This is a genomic window from Sphingobium sp. TKS, from assembly GCF_001563265.1.
In the GTDB taxonomy this organism is placed as follows: Bacteria; Pseudomonadota; Alphaproteobacteria; order Sphingomonadales; family Sphingomonadaceae; genus Sphingobium.
In genome coordinates, this window is record NZ_CP005083.1 from 1,586,052 (window position 1) to 1,603,378 (window position 17,327).

Sequence of the window (17,327 nt, forward strand, 5' to 3'; positions counted from 1 at the left end):
CTGCCTTCGCAGGAGCACGGCGTGCTGGTCCTAAACCCTCTCAACTCCCAGATCCGCCGCGCTGATCCCCAGCCGCCTGATCTGCTCCGCCACCGGAGGCCACACGGCATCCAGGAATCGCGCCCGTTCCATATCCCGCAGCCGCCGCGTGGCGCCGTCCGCGACGAACATGCCGACGCCGCGCTTCACCACGACCAGTTCGTCATCCTGGAAACATTGATAGGCCTTGGCCACCGTCAGCGGATTGGCGCCCTGTTGCGCGGCCAGGGCGCGCACTGAAGGCAGCATGTCGCCGTCTCGAAATTCCCCGTCCAGAATCGAGGCGGCGATGATCTCCCGCAGGCGGAGATAGACGGGTTTGGAGTCGTCGGCCATGGTGCATCAGTGCCATAATACAGCCGTGCGGGTCAAGCCACGCTCTTGCGCCATGTCAGGCTGGATACGTAACTATCTATCCCAAACGGAAACTATATTGTCATATTCTGGCCGGGGCCGTTCTTCCTGTTCTCTTCCCGGCGTACCGATGAAGACGAAGCCCGCGATCCGTTCCTTGCCCTTTGCGAAGGCTGCCCGCACATCCTCATTATAGCAGGCCCAGCCGGTCAGCCAACCGCCAGCAAAGCCCAGGGCATGGGTCGCGTGGAGCAGGTTCATGATCGCCGCCCCTGCCGACAATTCCTGTTCCCAGAGCGGAATCTTGCTGCCCTCCACCGGCGCGGAAAGCGCGACGACCAGCGTCGGAGCCTGATGCGCGAACTGGTGCATCGCCTCTATTTCCAGCCGGCCCGCATCCGGCTTTTCGGCACGATAGGCGGTCTCCAGCAGCGCGGCGAGAGCCTCGCGCTTTTCCAGCGGCACGATCACGAAGCGCCAGGGCGTCAGCTTGCCATGATCGGGCGTGCGCTGCGCCACCTCCAATATCGTGCGGAGCTGGTCGGCATCCGGTCCCGGCGCGATCAGGTCGCGGGGCTTGCCGGATCTGCGGGTCTGGAGAAGCGAGAGCGGAGAGCTGAGGTCATTGAACATGGCGCTCCAGATGGCTCGCCCGCTGATCGGACGCAAGGGCATGGCCGCTCTTTGACAGATGAATAATTTCGGCTCTAGGCTGGCGGCGACAAGGGGTGCGTTCCGCAGGCCCCGCAACAAGATAGGATAAGGGGCCGGATGGCGACCTCCGTTACAACCGCCGCCGGGGCAGGGGCGGGCACAGGCAAGACCTGGCTCGGCCATCCGCGTGGGCTGTTCCTGCTGTTTTTCGTGGAGATGTGGGAACGCTTCTCCTTCTACGGCATGCGCGCGCTGCTGATCTTCTACCTGACGCAGCATTTCCTCTTTTCCGACCGCGACGCCAGCTACGCCTATGGCGCCTATATGTCGCTCATCTATATTTCGCCGCTGATGGGCGGCTATCTGGCGGATCGCTATCTCGGCCAGCGTAAGGCGGTGCTGTTTGGCGGCGTCGTGATCGCCATCGGGCATATCATCCTTGGCATGGAAAGCGACGATGCGGGCGCCATGGGCCTTGGCCTGTTCTGGTTCGGCCTGGCGACGGTGATCACCGGCACCGGCTTCCTCAAATCCAGCGTGTCGGCGCTGGTGGGGCAGCTCTATCCGCGTGACGATATGCGGCGCGACCCGGCCTATACGATCTTCTACATGGGCATCAATCTGGGCGCGACCATCGGTCCGGTCATTTGCGGCTATCTGGGTCAGACATGGGGCTGGCATTGGGGTTTCGGCGCGGCGTCGGTCGGCATGATCGCGGGCGTCATCGGCTTCATGCTGTGCAAGCCGCTGCTACAGGGCCGGGGAGAGCCGCCCGATCCAGCGCGCCTGAAGGAGCGCGTCGGCGGCGTCATCAGCCGCGAATGGCTGGTCTATCTGTCCAGCCTGGCGTCGATCGCGCTTTGCTGGTTCCTGATCCAGAGCCACGCAGTCGTCGGCTGGATGCTGGCGGCGGCGAGCGTCGCCGTCGTGCTGTACATCCTCTGGGAGGCTTTTGGCCGGATGGAGCGGATCGGCCGCGACCGGATGCTGGCGGCGCTGTTCCTGCTGGTCATCAACCCGATCTTCTGGGGCCTGTACGAGCAGACCGGATCGTCGCTCAGCCTGTTCACCGATCGCTACACGAACCGGCATATATTGGGTTTCCATGTCCCGGCGTCGATGTTCCAGTCGGTCAACGCCGCCTATATCCTGATGTTCGGGCCTGTGATCGCGGGTTTGTGGATCTGGCTGGCGAAGCGGGGATGGGAACCCTCCACCCCGGCCAAGTTCGGCATTGCACTGGCGCTGGTCGGCGCTGGCTTCCTGATCCTGGTGGCGGGGACCGGCGCGCCCGGCACGCTGACGCCGGTGCTGTTCATCTTCCTGCTTTATCTCTGCCACACGCTGGGCGAACTCTGCCTGTCGCCGGTCGGCCTTTCCGCCATGTCGAAGCTGGCGCCGTCGCGCATGATCGGCCTGATGATGGGCATCTGGTTCTTGGCCATGGCGCTGGGCGAATATGCCGCCGGGTTGATCGCGGCGGCTACGGGCGGAGAGGGGGGAGCGGCCTCCCGTGGCGATGTGCTGGCGGTCTACAGCCAGATCGGCTGGTGGTCCGTGGGCGCGGGCCTGGTGGTGATGGCGCTGGCGCCGCTGGTGAAGCGGCTGATGCACAGCGATCGCTTTGGAGAGGAAAACGCCTGAACGGGCGTTACTGCGTCGCCCCCCAGATATCGCTTTCGCGGATGAAGCCCTTCTGCCCGCCGACATCGAACGCGCACCAGCCCTTGCCGCAGGAGGAAAGCCGCCCCACCACGCCCTTCTGCGCGCGGAAGAGAGGACGGGCATCCTCGCGGGGGGAATTGCGCATCGGCGCGATGCCGGCAGTGACGATGGCGGTGGGCGTGTCGCTGAGCAGCCGGACATGCATCCAGCCCTGGGTGCCGGTGGAATCCTCGATCTTGCGCCACAGGCCCAGCACCTGCACCACCTTCACCGGCAGGTCGCGGCGGCGATAGACCCAGTTGGACGGGTAATCCAGGCTCGGCCCCACGCGCATGCGCGCCTCGGCCTGCGTCAACGACGCCCAATAGGGAACCGGCTTCGCAGGCGCGGCCCATGCCCCGCCCGTCCAGCACAGCGCGGCGACGATGCCCGCGCCCAGATAGCCCTTCATGCCCATATATTCCCCATCATGCGACCCCGCGACCATAGCCGCTCGCGCCTATGACCGACAACCGCTCTCTTGCACATTGGGGATAAGCGCTTGACCATCGCGCTTACGAAGAATAGCGGCCAGACATGGCCAAGAAACCGCGCCCCGCCAAGCCGCGCGTCATCGTCACGCGCCGCCTGCCTCCCAATGTCGAGGCGCGCATGGCCGATCTGTTCGATACAGTCTTCAATATCGGTGACGTGCCGATGGATCGCGCCGCGCTGACCCGCGCCATGGCGCAGTGCGACGTGCTGGTGCCGGCCGTCAGCGATCAACTGGACGCGGCGTTGATCGAGGCTGCGCCGGAGCGGCTGCAACTGATCGCCAGCTTCGGCAGCGGCGTCGACCATATCGACCTCAACGCAGCGCGGAAGAAGGGGATCATCGTCACCAACACGCCCGGCGTGCTGACCGAAGATACCGCCGACATGACGATGGCGCTGATCCTGACCGTGCCGCGCCGCCTGGCCGAAGGGGAAAAGCTGGTGCGTTCCGGCGCCTGGGCCGGCTGGAGCCCATCGGGGATGCTGGGCCATCGCATCGGCGGCAAGCGGCTGGGCATCATCGGCATGGGCCGCATCGGCCGCGCCGTCGCCCGCCGGGCCGTGGCGTTCGGCCTTTCCATCGCCTATCACAATCGCCACCGCCTGCCCTTCGAAGTGGAGCAGGAATTGCAGGCGCATTGGTATCCGGATGTGGATTCACTGCTGCGCGACTGCGACATCGTTTCCATCCATTGTCCGCTCAATGCCGACAGCCGGTGCATGATCGATGCGCGGCGGATCGCGCTGATGCGGCCTGATGCCTATCTGATCAACACGTCGCGCGCCGAGATCACGGATGAAGCGGCGCTGATCACCGCGCTTGCCGAAGGACGGCTCGCAGGAGCGGGGCTGGACGTCTATACCCATGAGCCGGCGGTCGATCCGCGGCTGCTGGACCTCTCCAACGTCGTGCTGTTGCCGCATATGGGGTCTGCGACGTTCGAGGGACGCGACGCCACCGGGGCGCGGGTGATCGCCAATATCCGGAGCTGGGTCGACGGTCACCGGCCACCCAATCAGGTGCTGGAAGGCTGGGTCTGAACCTGTCGCCGGTGGGATGGTGGAAAGGGTGGAGAGCGGACGCTTCCTGTTTTGTCATTCCCGCGAAGGCGGGAATCCATCTCCCAGCGTTGCATCAAGCGGTTAGGTCAGGAGATGGATCCCCGCCTTCGCGGGAATGACGAACTTCGAAAATGTCCGGAAATGGCCGTTACCGGAAGTGTTTCCAATCTCCAGGTCGCTTACTGCCTCAGCCTCTCAATCGCCTGAGCGAGCGCGACATAGAGCTTGCCCATATCCGACGATAGGATCGCAACGCCCAGCGCATTGCCGTCGCGGGCCGACAGGATGATCCGCAGCATCGATTCGAAATCGTGGATATAGCGGTTCACATGTTCCTGAAATTCAGGATCATTGTCGTAATGCAGGGCTATTTCGCGGGACTCGCCGGCGTCCAGCAGCTTGACCGCGCGCCGGGTGAAGACGCCGCGATCGCCCTTCAGATAGGCTGACCAGGCCGAATCCGTCACATCGTTGGACAGAATCTTGGACACGTCGATCGCCGTGCTGTTCAACGATTCGATGATCAGAGCGGAGCGGCGCGCAAAATGGTCGCGGTCGCGATCTTCGGTGGCGCGTTCGGCCTCTTCGATCCGCGCTTCGACGCTGGCGCTGGTGTCAGCGATGGTCAGAAGCTGGCGGGTCAGGCGATCGGAGGCCTGATGAGCGGCCTTCACGGCTTCCTCGGCCACCTTGGCGACCATCTCGATTTGCGCCGTGACCTTTTCACCTATGGCGCGCCGCATCGCTTCTTCGCTCGCGTCGGCAAGCGCCTCGGCCGCTTCGGGAATGGCTCGGCTGAGCGCCTGACGAGCGCGCTCGGCCGCCTGGTCGGCGGTGTCCTTGACGCGCAGCAGGGCGGTGACGAGCAGCGGGCCTGCGCCTTCGGTGATGCGGGTGGCGTCCTGATGCGCATTGTCGAGCGCGGTGCGCAGCTTTTCCACCAGCTCGCGATTGGCGTCGACGCCGCTCTGCGTGCTTTCCAGCCATTCGGTCAGGCGGCGGCCCTGGCCGCGCAGCAGTTCTTCCGCTTCCTGGGTGCGGCCGAGCAGCGCCTCGGAAATCGCCTCCAGCCGCTCCATTTCCGGCGCGGCGCTGTCGAGCAGGGTACGGCTGGTCTCGATTCGCCCGTTGAACCGCTGAAGCGCTGCGGGGAAGGTTTCATCAAGTTCGCGCACGCTGGAATCGAGCGCCATCATCAGCGTCTCCGCGCTGCCGATCAGCCTTTCGGCGGTCAGTCCGCCGGCGGCCAGCGCCGAGTCGATGCGTTGCGTTTCGGCGGTCAGACGGCTCAACGCCTCGGTCAGCCGCTCGTTGCGGGCCAGCGCAGATTGTTCCATCGCCGCGAAACGGGATTGTGCGGAATCGACCGCATCGTCGAGGCTGCCCTGCAGGCCGGAGACGAGCGCCCGCTGACCCTGCACCAGATCGTTGATCTGGTGCAGGCGGCTTTCGATTTCGCCCACATGATCCGCAAGATTGGTGACGGTTTCATCGCCAATGGCGGCGATGCTGTTGCGCGACCGGGCGATCAGCGTCTCCAGCGCCTCGGTCTGACGGGCGATGCCGTCGTCCGTCAACCTGATGCCTTCATGGGTTTGCGCAATGGCGGCTTCGACCCGCTGGCGCAGTTCCGCCTCGACGGTCTCGGCATCGCGAGACAGGATTGTGAGCGCGGACTGGCTGGTCGCGGCGATCCCGGCCTGCGCGCCTTCGATCAGCGATTTGAGCGACAGAGCCTGAGCCGTCAGATTGGCATCGACCGCCGCCATGGTTTCCTGCGCCCGGCCATGGGTGGTTTCCAGGCGATGCAGCACGTCGATTTCGACGCGGTTCAATTCCTGCGTCAGAAGGGCGATGACGGACTCAGTCGTCTCCGCGATGTCCGCCTTCGTTCGATCCGTCAGCCCGCTCAGGACGACAGACTTCTGCTCGATGTCGAGCCAGCTTTCCTCCATCGCCTTGCGGGCGCTTTGCGTTGTCGCTTCGATCCGGCCCGAAGCCAAGTCCGCCATGCCCGTGACCTCCTGCGTGGCGGAACGGGTGGCTTCCTGTAGCTGGGTGAGCTGGCTCGACAGGCTCTTGGTCGCGGACAGCGTGCGCGCGCGGGCGTCGTCCGACAGTTCGCCCAGCGCATGCAGCCGCGCCTCCAACGCGTCGATGCGTTCCGACAGCGCATGGCCATTGTCGATGATCTGCGCCGACACGCGGGTGGCGCGATCCTCCAGTTCGGGGATCGATGCGATCAGCGTTTCCATCCGCTGGACCAGGGCCAGTCCGGCGCGTTCGGCGGCTTCGGCGCGTTCGGCGGTGCTGTTGGCGCGGCTCGCGATCAGTTCGGCCGACGCTTCCATATTGCTGCTGGCCGCCGCGCCATAGCTGTCGAGCAGTTCCGCCTGATCCTGCATGGTCTGGCGCGCCGTCTCCAACTGACCGGCGATTCGGCCGAGGCGCAGTTCGAGCAGTTCCGCCTCGGTCCTGAGAGCCTGGGCGGTGTCGAGATAGCGGCGGGATTCGCTGCGGCTGTTCCGCAGCAGCAGCAGATAGCAGACGCCGAGCAGGATGAGCGGCACCAGGATCGTCGCGACCAGGCTCGGCCAGGCCGCCGGCCCCGCCCGCCATTGCCCGGACGAAAGCGTGGCCCAGCCGGCAAAGCCGATCCAGGCGATGCCTGCGGCTAGCAGCGCCCATTGGGTGCCGCGCACGCCGCGCTCGCCATTTTCGATGGGGATGCCTTCGTCCTCCAGATCCAAAACGGCCTGTTTCAATAGCAAGCTGTCGTCTGCCCGCGCCGTGTCATCGGCCGCTGCGTCCTTGTCCCGCCAGAATTCGACGATTGTGCTGCCCCCATTCATGGTTGCTATCCTAGCAGCTTTTACGCGCACGAAAATGCCCTGTTACCAAAACTTAACGCAAGCCAGATAGCGTTGACCCCATGTCCTATGACCCAGGCGCCCTGAATGCGGCTTTGGCCGCTGCTGTCGGTGACGACAGGCCGTTGATTGAGGATCTGCGCGTCGCCTTCATGGAAAGCGCGCAGCGGCATCTCGATTTGCTCGGGCGCGCCCGTTGCGACGCCAATTGGCAGCTTGCCGCATGGCGGCTGAAAGGGCTGGCGGCCAGTTTCGGCCTTACCAGCCTGATGACCATGGCCGATGAAGCGGTCGACGCCGCGCCCGGCGATCCGCGCATCCTGCGGCGCTTGCGGGCGTTGATTGACGATCTTGCGCGGGGGTGATGCGTGACGCTGCTTGCGTGAACGCGTCCGCCTTGTAACAAGGTGGCAGAACAACGATCGGGTCGGTTTCATCACGCATGACTTTTGCGGCTATTCTCAGCGCGAGCCGGGCCGGTGGCGATTCGGCCGGGTCGCTGCGCGGCAGTCTGCATTTCGCCGGGCAGACGCTGGTGGAATATCAGGCGCGGCAGGCCGTGCGCGCGGGCGCCGACCGGGTGATGATCCTGGTCAGCGTCATCACCCCGGCTCTGTCGCAGGTGGTCGACCGGCTGTCGGCGGACGGCATTGCCGTCGCGCTGGTGCGGGACATGGTGTCGATGGTGCGCGATGCGCCGCGTGACGCCGATACGCTGCTGGTCGCGGATGGAGCGATCATCGGACAGAACTATTTCGAGGCGATGGCGGGCCATGAGGGCAATGCCCTGCTGGTGACGGACGACAGCCGCGCCAGCGCGCCGTTCGAACGGATCGATGCCGGTCAGCGCTGGGCAGGGTTGGCGCGGGTCAGCCCGGACCTGTTGTTCAACACGCTCGACATGATCGGTGACTGGGATCTGGCGCTGACCCTGGTGCGGGCCGCGGTGCAGGCCGGGGCGCGGCGGGTCACCGTGCCGCAGGACGATCTGCTGGAAGGCCGGGTGGCGCTGGTCGAGGCGCAGGAACAGGCCGATCTGGCGGCCCAGGCGGTACTCTCCCACGGGCCGCGGCAACGGCGGGTAAGGGGCGCGGCGGAACATTATCTGCTGGGTCCGGTCGCGCGGTTGATCAGCCCGGCGTTGATGCGCATGCAGGTTCCCGCCCTGCAGGTGCGGATCGCGGCCATGGCGCTGGGTGCGATCGCGCTGGTGCCGATCGAACTGCTTTGGACCGGGGCGGGCTTTTGCCTGTTGCTGCTGTCGCTGTTGATGGCGGAAACCGCCGACCGGCTGGACGAAATGGCGTTGCGGCCGCTGCCCATGGGCTGGACGGCCTTTGTCGCGCCCGCTTTCGCGGTGGGCGGGATAGCGCTGGCGGCGCAAGGCGCCACGCCGCTTTATCTGGCGCTGCTGCTGGCGATCATCCAGTTGGCCGACCGCGGGCAAAAGATGGGCGCGGCGCGGCCGTGGACGATCTTTACCCCTGCCAGCGCGCTGCTGCCGTTGCTGGCGGGGGCGCTCTTGGGCGTGCTGCCGCTGATGTTCGATCTTGCGATGCTATGCGCCATTGCCTCTGCCGGAGCGATGATCCTGCTGCGGCGGGTTTGAGCGATTTTGCTCGTTACGGTTTAGTGCATTTTAACGACGTGCCATTATGCTGGCCGATATGAGCGCCTTTTCGTCCCTGATCGGACCGACCCAGGCGGACTGCTGGCCAATGGCGCAAGTCATGGCGGGCATGTCCGCCGTTCCTGTTGGTCATGCCATTGATCTGGCGTTTTTCTTTCCCGATGAGGGGCGGGAGCGGCACGATGCGCTGGTGGCGGAAACCCGGCGGCATCTGGGCGGATGCCTGACCGCGATCGAGATCGGATTGCGCTTGGCGCTGGAGGAAACGCCCGAAATCGCAGCAGCCCTGGCGCAATGGCCGCGGCCTGTCTGCTGGCCGACCCTGCGCGCGCAGCCGACCCTGCTGGGACCGGCGCTACTCGCCCATATGCAGATGCGGGGCGGGATCAGCCTGATGCTGCGCCAATTTGGCGTGTCCGATGGCAACGCTGGCGGCGAATCGGAAGCGGAGTCGCTGTTTCCCGCCGACGATCCTGCCTTGGGGAATGCGCTGGCGGCGCTGATGTTGGCCGAGGGGCGATGGCTGATGACGGCGGCGGAGGATCAGCCGATGCAGCCCGATCTGCCTGCGGATTTTTTCGCGGAATTGCTGTGGACGGCGGCGGCTTGCCTGGCGGCGATCGTCCAGCGGAGCGGCCTGATGGAGCCCGAGGCGGTGTTGCCCTTGGTCGAAGCGGCGGCGCAGCGGCTGCTCGCGCGGCATGATGAGGCTTTGGGACCGATTGCGGCGGCCGACAGGCTGGTCCGTCAACTGGGCGATGGGGCAGACGCGCCGGAATTGATGGGCGCGGCGCTGGGGCAGAGGCAATTTCTGTTGTTTGCGGCGCTGGCCGGACGGCGGTTGCGGATGGAGAGCGCGCAGGTCGCTGACATATTGGTCATGGGGCCGGTGGGACAGGTCGCCGCGCTCTGCCGCGCCCTCGGGGGATCGGATGCAGATTACCGGCATTTGCTGCTGGCGTTGCGGCCGGTGCGGCCGTCCCTGTCCGACGCGGCGATTGTCGGGGAAGCGGTGCGCTATCAGGATCTCACCATGGCGCAGGCGGATGCGGCGGTGAACGCCCTGCGCGCGCCCGCGGCGCTGCGGGCCAAGCTCGATCATCTGCTGCGGATTAGCGGTTGATGAACATGCCGGCGCATCCTGCCATCATCCGGGCGACAGTCGCTGCGGACGGTCGGCTGCTGAGTGCGGATGCGCCCTTGCTCGCCTTGCAGCAGGAGGCAGGGGGGGATTTGGGAACTATGCTGGCGATCCCGCAACTGGCGGCGATGGTTCGGCTGGCTGGACATCTGGGAATCGCGCTGTCGCGGCCTGTCGTCGCTGCGGCGGAACGCGGCGATATCGACATGTGGGTGCGCGCCAGGCCGGAAGCGGAACTGGTTCAGCTTGCCGTCATCGATTGGCATGAGCGGCAGCCGGCTGTCGCGCCGGTCGATCTGATGCGGCGGGATACCCACATCGCCGCCCTGTCGGACGGCTGGACATGGCAGATCGACACGCAATTGCGGTTCCAGATGGTGCTGGAGGGCTTTGGCGAAGAGGGCGCGCTGCCTTCGGCGGCGCCCGTGCCGGGCAGCCGCTTCACCAGCTATTTCGAATTGCGTCCGGATGCGGACGGCGATCTGTCGATCCTGCGCGGCTTTGCCCAGCGGCGCGCCTTTCGCGATCAGGTTGCGGCGCTGACCGGCGATGCTGCGCAGCGCTTCATGCTGTCGGGCTTTCCGATGTTCGATCTGGCCGGGCAATTGGTGGGCTATCGCGGGAAGGCGCTGCCGCTGGATCGCGCAGTGGCGGCGCCACTCGCCGCGCCGGAGCCGGTGGTGTTCTATCCCGCCGAGTTCGGCAAAAGGCTGGACCGCTCGTTGCGCCAGCCTTTGGGCCGGATCATCGCCAATGCGGATTCGATCGGTGCGCAATTGGAAGGGCCGTTGCGGCCGGATTATGTCGGCTATGCCCATGACATATCGGCGGCGGGGCGGCATTTGATGGCGCTGATCGACGATCTGGCCGATCTGCAAGCGATCGACCGGCCCGATTTCAGCGTGATAGCCGAAGAGATCGATCTGGCCGACATAGGGAGACGGGCCGCCGGGCTGTTCCTGGTCAAGGCGCTGGATCGCGGGATTTGCGTGGTGGCGCCCGCGCCGGAGGTGAAGCAGCCTGCGGTCGGGGAATTCCGCCGTGCCTTACAGATATTGATGAACCTTGTCGGCAATGCGGTCCGCTATGCGCCCGAAGGATCGACCGTGCGGATCGAGACTGGCCGGGAAGCCGGGCAAGCCTGGATTGCGGTGCTGGACCGGGGGGATGGCATTCCCGCGGACAGCCGTGAGCGCATCTTCGACAAGTTCGAGCGACTGGGCCGCAGCGATGCGGGCGGCAGCGGATTGGGGCTTTATATTTCGCGGCGTCTGGCGCGAGCGATGGATGGAGATATCCGCATCGACGACGCGCCGGAAGGGGGCGCGCACTTTACGCTTTTGCTTCCTGTTTTTGCGGGGTAGCCAAGGGGAAGGGCCGGTAGCGGACGTTCTGTTCCGCGCTGTTTTCCTTGAAGCGCAGCGTGCTCCTGCGAAGGCAGGAGTCCAGTTCCTACGGTGCGATGATCCACAAGCGGCGGAACTGGGTTCCTGCCTTCGCAGGAACACGGATGCGCTCAATGGCAGCTAATGGCTATTTTTGTAAAACATCACATGTTCCGGCTGAAAAAAAACGGCGCCTATCGGGCGCCGTTTCTCTTTTCTCATTGTCAGCGCCGCTTAGCGCTTTTCGACCGGGACATAGTCGCGCTGCGCGGGTCCAGTGTAGAGCTGGCGCGGACGGCCGATCTTCTGCGCGGGGTCCGAAATCATTTCGTTCCACTGCGCGACCCAGCCGACGGTGCGGGCGAGCGCGAACAGCACGGTGAACATCTCGGTCGGGAAGCCGATGGCCGAGAGGATCACGCCCGAATAGAAGTCGACATTCGGATAGAGCTTCTTTTCGACAAAATAAGGATCGTGAAGCGCGATCTGCTCCAGTTCCTTCGCCACGTCGAAGATCGGGTCGTTCACGCCCAGCTTGGCCAGAACATCCTTCGCGGTCTTCTGCATCACGGTCGCGCGCGGATCGTAATTCTTGTAGACGCGGTGGCCAAAGCCCATCAGGCGGAACGGATCGTCCTTGTTTTTGGCGCGGGCGATATATTCGGGAATGCGATCGACGGTGCCGATTTCGCGCAGCATGTTGAGCGCCGCTTCGTTCGCGCCGCCATGCGCCGGACCCCAGAGGCAGGCGATGCCGGCAGCGATGCAGGCGAAGGGATTGGCGCCCGACGAACCGGCCAGACGCACGGTCGAGGTCGACGCATTCTGTTCATGGTCGGCATGGAGCGTGAAGATCTTGTCCATCGCATCGACGATGACCGGATCGGGCTCATATTCTTCCGCCGGGACGGAGAAGGTCATGCGCAGGAAGTTGGCGGTGTAGCTCAAATCGTTGCGCGGATAGACGAAGGGCTGACCCACCGAATATTTATACGCCATGGCCGCGATCGTGGGCATCTTGGCGATCAGGCGGTGGCTGGCGATCTTGCGCTGTTCCGGATCGTTGATGTCGGTCGAATCATGGTAGAAGGCCGACAGCGCGCCAACCACGCCGCACATGATCGCCATCGGGTGCGCGTCGCGGCGGAAACCGCGGTAGAAGGTGGTGAGCTGTTCATGCACCATGGTGTGGCGCGTGATCGTGCGGGTGAAATCCTCCAGCTCCTTCTTGGACGGCAGTTCGCCGTTGAGGAGCAGGTAGCTGACTTCCATGAAGGTCGACTGCTCGGCAAGCTGGTCGATCGGATAGCCGCGATGCAGCAGCACGCCGGCGTCGCCATCGATATAGGTCAGGCCCGAATCGCAGCTCGCGGTCGAGGTGAAGCCCGGATCATAGGTAAACATGCCGGTGTTGGCGTAAAGCTTGCGAACATCGATGACCTGCGGGCCGACCGTGCCATTCAGAATGGCATAGTCTTTCGCGTCGCCTCCGACGGTCAAAGTGGCATTATTATCCGACATGCTGTTCTCCTGATACTTCAATCGGCCGATGCGTGCCTCACAGCGGCCAATCGTTCCAAGCTCTCCGCCTTCCCCAAAAGGAAAAGGACGTCGAAAATTCCCGGCGAAACCGTGCGACCGGTCAGCGCCGCGCGCAAAGGCTGCGCGACCTTTCCAAGCCCGAGGCTGGCATCCTCTGCCACGCGGCGTATTGCTTCCTCGATCGCTTCGACCGTCCAGGACTGGATGGGTGCAAGAGCGTCGGCTGTCTGTCCCAGCAGCGCGCGCGCCGAGTCGTCTAGCAGAGCAAGAGCCTTCTCGTCAAAATCGAGCGGGCAATTTTTGAACAAGAATTCGGCCCCCTCCGCAATTTCGTTAAGCGTCTTGGCGCGGGGTTTCAGCGACGCCATGGCGTCGGTCAGCAGCTTTTCGGCGCCTTCGGGCAAGGGAGTGCCCAGCCTTTCCCCGATTCGCGGCGCGACCAGCGCAGCCAGGCGCGCATCATCGGCTTCGCGCAGATAATGGCCGTTCAGATTTTCCAGCTTCTTGATGTCGAAGCGTGAAGGTGAGCGGCCGACGCCCGTGATATCAAAAAGTTCGACGGCGCGGTCGAGGGAGATGATCTCTTCATCGCCATGGCCCCAGCCGAGTCGCAGCAGATAGTTGAGCACCGCTTCGGGCAGCATGCCCATTTCGTCGCGATAAGCGTCAACGCCCAGCGCGCCGTGGCGCTTGGAGAGTTTCGCGCCATCCGATCCGTGGATCAGCGGGATATGGGCGTAGACTGGCTCTTCCCAACCCATGGCTTTGATGATGCCAAGCTGGCGGAACGCATTGTTGAGATGGTCGTCGCCGCGAATGACATGAGTGACGCCCATGTCATGATCGTCGACCACCACGGCCAGCATATAAGTAGGCGTGCCGTCGGAGCGCAGCAGGATCATATCGTCCAGCTCCGCATTTTGGACGACGACGCGGCCCTGCACGGCGTCCTCGATCACCGTTTCGCCTTCGCGCGGCGCTTTCAGGCGGATGACGAAGGGTGCGCCTTCAGGCGCCTCCTCGATCGAGCGGTCGCGCCAGCGCCCGTCATAGCGCATGGGTTGCTTCGCGGCGCGCTGCTGCTCGCGCAGTTCCGCCAGTTCCTCGGGCGACGCATAGCAGCGATAGGCATGACCGGCGGCGAGCAACTGGTTCGCCACTTCGGCATGGCGGGGGGTGCGCTCGAACTGGAAGACCGCGGGTTCGTCGCCGCCCAGACCCAGCCATTCCAGGCCGTCGAAAATCGCGGTCACGGCTTCCTCAGTGGAACGCGCCCGGTCCGTGTCCTCGATCCGCAGCAGGAACTTGCCGCCATGATGACGCGCGAACAGCCAGTTGAAGAGCGCGGTGCGCGCGCCGCCGATATGAAGAAAACCGGTAGGCGAGGGCGCAAAACGGGTTACTACCTGTTTGTTCGAACCCGTAGCACTCACCGCTTCATTCCCTGACATTCGCCCTGATATCCACCCGGCCTATCCATGATCGCGACGCCCCCTAGCATGGCTTTCGAGCCACGACAAACCTCCGTTGTCACTTCCGCCCGGGCAAGGGCGGAACGGATTCGGCGCGGCTTGGAACTTTGGCTGGAGGAAGAGCGCGAGCGGCTGCCGCTTTGGGTTCCGGTTGCCTTGGCTGTTGGTATTGCGGCCTGGTTCGCCTTGCCTAATAGATTGCAATGGCTTGCCTTTTGCTGCGCCATGTTGGCGGGGGCATGCGCCGCGCTTGTTTTGCCGATCGGCGGACGGGTGCGTCAGGCGATCCTGGCGGGCAGCCTTTTGGCCTGTGCAGGATGCCTGCTGGTCTGGGCAAAGGCGATGATGTGGGGCGCGCCGCCCTTGCCTCGGGCGGCTTTTGTCGAGCTGACGGGGGAGGTCAGATCGGTCGACCGGCGCCCTGCGCAGAAGATGAGTCGCGTGCTGGTTCGTCCGATCGGCATGCCCGCGCTGCCGTCTCTGATACGCGTCAATCTTGACGATGCGCTGATGCCGGCGGGTATCGGGGAGGGGGCGGTCCTGCGCTTCCGGACGAGGCTGATGCCGCCTGCACCACCCAGCCTGCCGGGCGGCTATGATTTCGCGCGCCGGGCCTATTTTGACGGGATCGGTGCGACCGGGCGCGTGCTGCGGCCGATCACCGTCCTGCGGCCCGCGACGGCGGGGCCGCCGCTCAGGGCTCGGCTGTTCGCGCATATTCTGGAACGGGTTCCGGGGAAGGGCGCAGGCATTGCCGCCGCTCTGGCTACGGGGGATCAAGGCGCGATTTCCGAAGTCGATGCCGCGGCGATGCGGCGGAGCGGGCTTGCTCACCTTCTGTCCATCAGCGGCCTGCATGTCACGGCCTTGATCGCGGCGGTGATTTTCCTGCTGATGCGGGCGATGGCGCTGAGCCGTCGGGCGGCGCTCGACTGGCCCCTGATGCTGGTCGCGGCGGGCGGCGGGGCTTTGGCGGGTATCGGTTATACGCTTCTGACGGGTGCGGAAGTGCCGACCGTGCGGTCATGCGTCGCTGCCTTGCTGGTCCTGGGCGGGCTGGCAATGGGGCGGGACGCGATCACGCTCAGGCTGGTGGCGGCGGGCGCGTTGGTGGTGCTGATCCTCTGGCCCGAAGCGCTGGTGGGGCCGAGTTTCCAGATGAGTTTCGCCGCGGTGGTCGCCCTGGTGTCGCTGGGTGAGCATCCGCGCTTTCGTGCTTTCCTGTCGGCGCGGGACGAAGAAATATGGCGCCGGATCGCCCGCAATCTTATGGGCATGCTGGCGACGGGACTGGTGGTCGAACTGGTGCTGGCCCCCATCGCGCTTTTTCATTTCCACAAGGCGGGCATGCTGGGTTCGGTCGCCAATCTAGTGGCCATACCGCTCACCACTCTGGTCGTCATGCCGTTGGAGGCGATGGCCTTGCTGTTCGATATGGGCGGATGGGGCGCCCCCTTCTGGTGGCTCACCGCCCGCTCGCTGGACCTGTTGCTGCTGGTTGCGCATGGGGTGGCGTCCAGCCCCGGGGCGGTGGTTCTGGCGCCCGGGCAATCGGGGGTGGTGTTCGGCTTCATCCTGTCAGGCATGTTGTGGTGCCTGTTATGGCGAAGCCGGTGGCGCTGGGCGGGTTTGATGCCAGTGACGGCTGGCGTGGTGATGATCGTGACCAGTTCGCCACCCGCCATCTTGATAACGGGAGATGGTCGCCATGTCGCGGTCCGGACTGCGAATGACGGCATGGCGACGCTGCGCGGGCGGGCGGGCAGCTATGTGCGGGAGGTCATGGCGGAAAGCGCGGGCTATGACGGCACGCTGGAGGCAATGGCGGCGTTGCCGCAAGCCCGCTGTTCTCCCGATCTTTGCGCCGTTCGCGTGACGGGCGGAGGCCGGAACTGGAACCTGCTGCTGACGCGAAGCAGCATGAAGATCGACAATGCCATATTGGCGCGGGATTGCGCGCGCGTCGATATCGTCGTCAGCGATCGGCGCCTGCCGGGGGTCTGCCGACCGCGCTGGTTGAAGGTGGATCGACGATCCCTGGCCGCAACGGGCGGCCTTGCCATCGATCTCGACCATGGCTCCATCCGCAGCGTGAAGACCGGGAATGACGAGCATCCCTGGGTCGCGCGGCCTTTGGGTCGACCGCGCGGATTGCCGGGTCGTCAGTTATAGCGCCGCAATAACCCCGCCAGCTTTCCCTGTATCCGGACCTGCTGCGGATTGTAGATTTGCGGTTCATAGGCACTGTTGGCGGGATCGAGCCGAACCTTCTGTCCTTCGCGGTGGAAATATTTGAGGGTGGCCTCATTCTCGTCGATCAGCGCGACCACGATCTGTCCTTCGCGCGCCACCTCGGTGCGCTGGATGAGCGCGAAGTCGCCGTCGAGTATTCCCGCCTCGACCATGGAATCGCCTGCCACTTCCAACGCATAATGATCTCCGGTCCCGAGCAGCGCCGCGGGGACGGAGAGCATATTCTGCCCCTCCAACGCTTCGATCGGCACGCCCGCCGCGATGCGGCCGTGCAGCGGAATCTCAAGGATGTCATTGGCGGCAGGCGGCGTGATCAACGCCGGTCCGGTCGCCAAGGGGGCTTTGAGCGGCGCAATGAGCTTGGGCGCGCGATGCATGGCGTCGGGAAGCTTGAGCACCTCCAGCGCACGGGCGCGATTGGGCAGGCGGCGAATGAAGCCGCGCTCCTCCAACGCGTTGATTAGGCGGTGAATGCCGGATTTGGACCGCAGGTCCAGCGCTTCCTTCATCTCCTCGAAAGAGGGGGAGACGCCTCCCTCCTCCAGCCGGGTCTGAATGAAGCTCAGCAATTCCTGTTGCTTGGGTGTCAACATCTCGCCTTGCCCTCCTTGGAACGTATGGGGAACGCATAGGAAACGGAAAGGGGTAAGTCAAGCGCCTGGTTATTATCCCTTTCCGACAAGTAGCGATATCCGCTATATGCGATCCCCATGCCGAAGGAGATTC

Annotated in this window: 14 protein-coding genes; 7 read left to right on the plus strand and 7 right to left on the minus strand. The window is 64.7% G+C overall.

All coding sequences use genetic code 11. The features are described 5' to 3' along the window. Positions 1-30: 30 nt before the first annotated feature. Together K426_RS08015 and K426_RS08020 are read right to left on the minus strand one after the other, a co-directional pair. Positions 31-375: a GntR family transcriptional regulator gene (locus K426_RS08015; RefSeq protein ID WP_066555782.1), complete on the minus strand. Its 345-nt coding sequence runs from the start codon at positions 373-375 to the stop codon at positions 31-33. 72 nt (positions 376-447) lie between these two features. Further along, on the minus strand, positions 448-1,026 hold the full coding sequence (locus K426_RS08020; protein ID WP_066561519.1) for a nitroreductase family protein: 579 nt from the start codon (positions 1,024-1,026) through the stop codon (positions 448-450). A gap of 138 nt (positions 1,027-1,164) precedes the next feature. Here K426_RS08020 and K426_RS08025 point away from each other — a divergent pair, with 138 nt between their 5' ends. Beyond that, entirely contained in the window at positions 1,165-2,691 is a 1,527-nt protein-coding gene (locus K426_RS08025; protein WP_066555785.1) for a peptide MFS transporter, read from the plus strand. 7 nt (positions 2,692-2,698) lie between these two features. Here the strand turns inward: K426_RS08025 and K426_RS08030 are convergent, their stop codons facing one another. Further along, positions 2,699-3,169 carry an SH3 domain-containing protein gene (locus K426_RS08030; protein WP_066561521.1) on the minus strand — a complete coding sequence of 157 codons (471 nt, stop codon included), beginning with the start codon at positions 3,167-3,169 and terminating at the stop codon, positions 2,699-2,701. A gap of 119 nt (positions 3,170-3,288) precedes the next feature. Here K426_RS08030 and K426_RS08035 point away from each other — a divergent pair, with 119 nt between their 5' ends. Next, complete coding sequence (locus tag K426_RS08035; RefSeq protein ID WP_066555786.1) at positions 3,289-4,287, plus strand: 2-hydroxyacid dehydrogenase; 999 nt, start codon at positions 3,289-3,291, stop codon at positions 4,285-4,287. 200 nt (positions 4,288-4,487) lie between these two features. On the opposite strand, the gene K426_RS08040 is transcribed toward K426_RS08035, so the two are convergent. Further along, positions 4,488-7,160, minus strand: coding sequence for a hypothetical protein (locus K426_RS08040; protein WP_066555788.1), 2,673 nt, complete (start codon positions 7,158-7,160; stop codon positions 4,488-4,490). 80 nt (positions 7,161-7,240) lie between these two features. Here K426_RS08040 and K426_RS08045 point away from each other — a divergent pair, with 80 nt between their 5' ends. From K426_RS08045 to K426_RS08060, 4 genes are all read left to right on the plus strand, one after another. Beyond that, a complete protein-coding gene (locus tag K426_RS08045) occupies positions 7,241-7,543 on the plus strand; it encodes an Hpt domain-containing protein (RefSeq protein WP_066555790.1) in 303 nt (100 codons plus the stop codon). Between the two features lie 77 nt (positions 7,544-7,620). After that, positions 7,621-8,787, plus strand: coding sequence for a hypothetical protein (locus K426_RS08050; RefSeq protein ID WP_066555791.1), 1,167 nt, complete (start codon positions 7,621-7,623; stop codon positions 8,785-8,787). 46 nt (positions 8,788-8,833) lie between these two features. After that, complete coding sequence (locus tag K426_RS08055) at positions 8,834-9,931, plus strand: DUF2336 domain-containing protein (protein WP_082748474.1); 1,098 nt, start codon at positions 8,834-8,836, stop codon at positions 9,929-9,931. Beyond that, positions 9,931-11,313 carry a sensor histidine kinase gene (locus K426_RS08060; protein ID WP_066555792.1) on the plus strand — a complete coding sequence of 461 codons (1,383 nt, stop codon included), beginning with the start codon at positions 9,931-9,933 and terminating at the stop codon, positions 11,311-11,313. Before K426_RS08055 ends, K426_RS08060 begins: the two co-directional genes overlap by 1 nt. Before the next feature lie 255 nt (positions 11,314-11,568). On the opposite strand, the gene K426_RS08065 is transcribed toward K426_RS08060, so the two are convergent. Together K426_RS08065 and gltX are read right to left on the minus strand one after the other, a co-directional pair. Continuing rightward, on the minus strand, positions 11,569-12,855 hold the full coding sequence (locus tag K426_RS08065) for a citrate synthase (protein ID WP_066561525.1): 1,287 nt from the start codon (positions 12,853-12,855) through the stop codon (positions 11,569-11,571). Positions 12,856-12,872: 17 nt separating this feature from the next. Then, positions 12,873-14,327 (minus strand): glutamate--tRNA ligase, encoded by a 1,455-nt coding sequence (gene gltX / locus K426_RS08070; RefSeq protein WP_066555793.1) that lies wholly within the window; start codon positions 14,325-14,327, stop codon positions 12,873-12,875. Between the two features lie 246 nt (positions 14,328-14,573). Between gltX and K426_RS08075 the strand changes: the two genes are divergently transcribed. Beyond that, a complete protein-coding gene (locus K426_RS08075) occupies positions 14,574-16,520 on the plus strand; it encodes a ComEC/Rec2 family competence protein (protein WP_443018222.1) in 1,947 nt (648 codons plus the stop codon). Here K426_RS08075 and lexA read toward each other — a convergent pair. Continuing rightward, entirely contained in the window at positions 16,511-17,194 is a 684-nt protein-coding gene (gene lexA, locus K426_RS08080) for a transcriptional repressor LexA (RefSeq protein WP_066555803.1), read from the minus strand. The genes K426_RS08075 and lexA overlap by 10 nt on opposite strands. Positions 17,195-17,327: the final 133 nt, after the last annotated feature.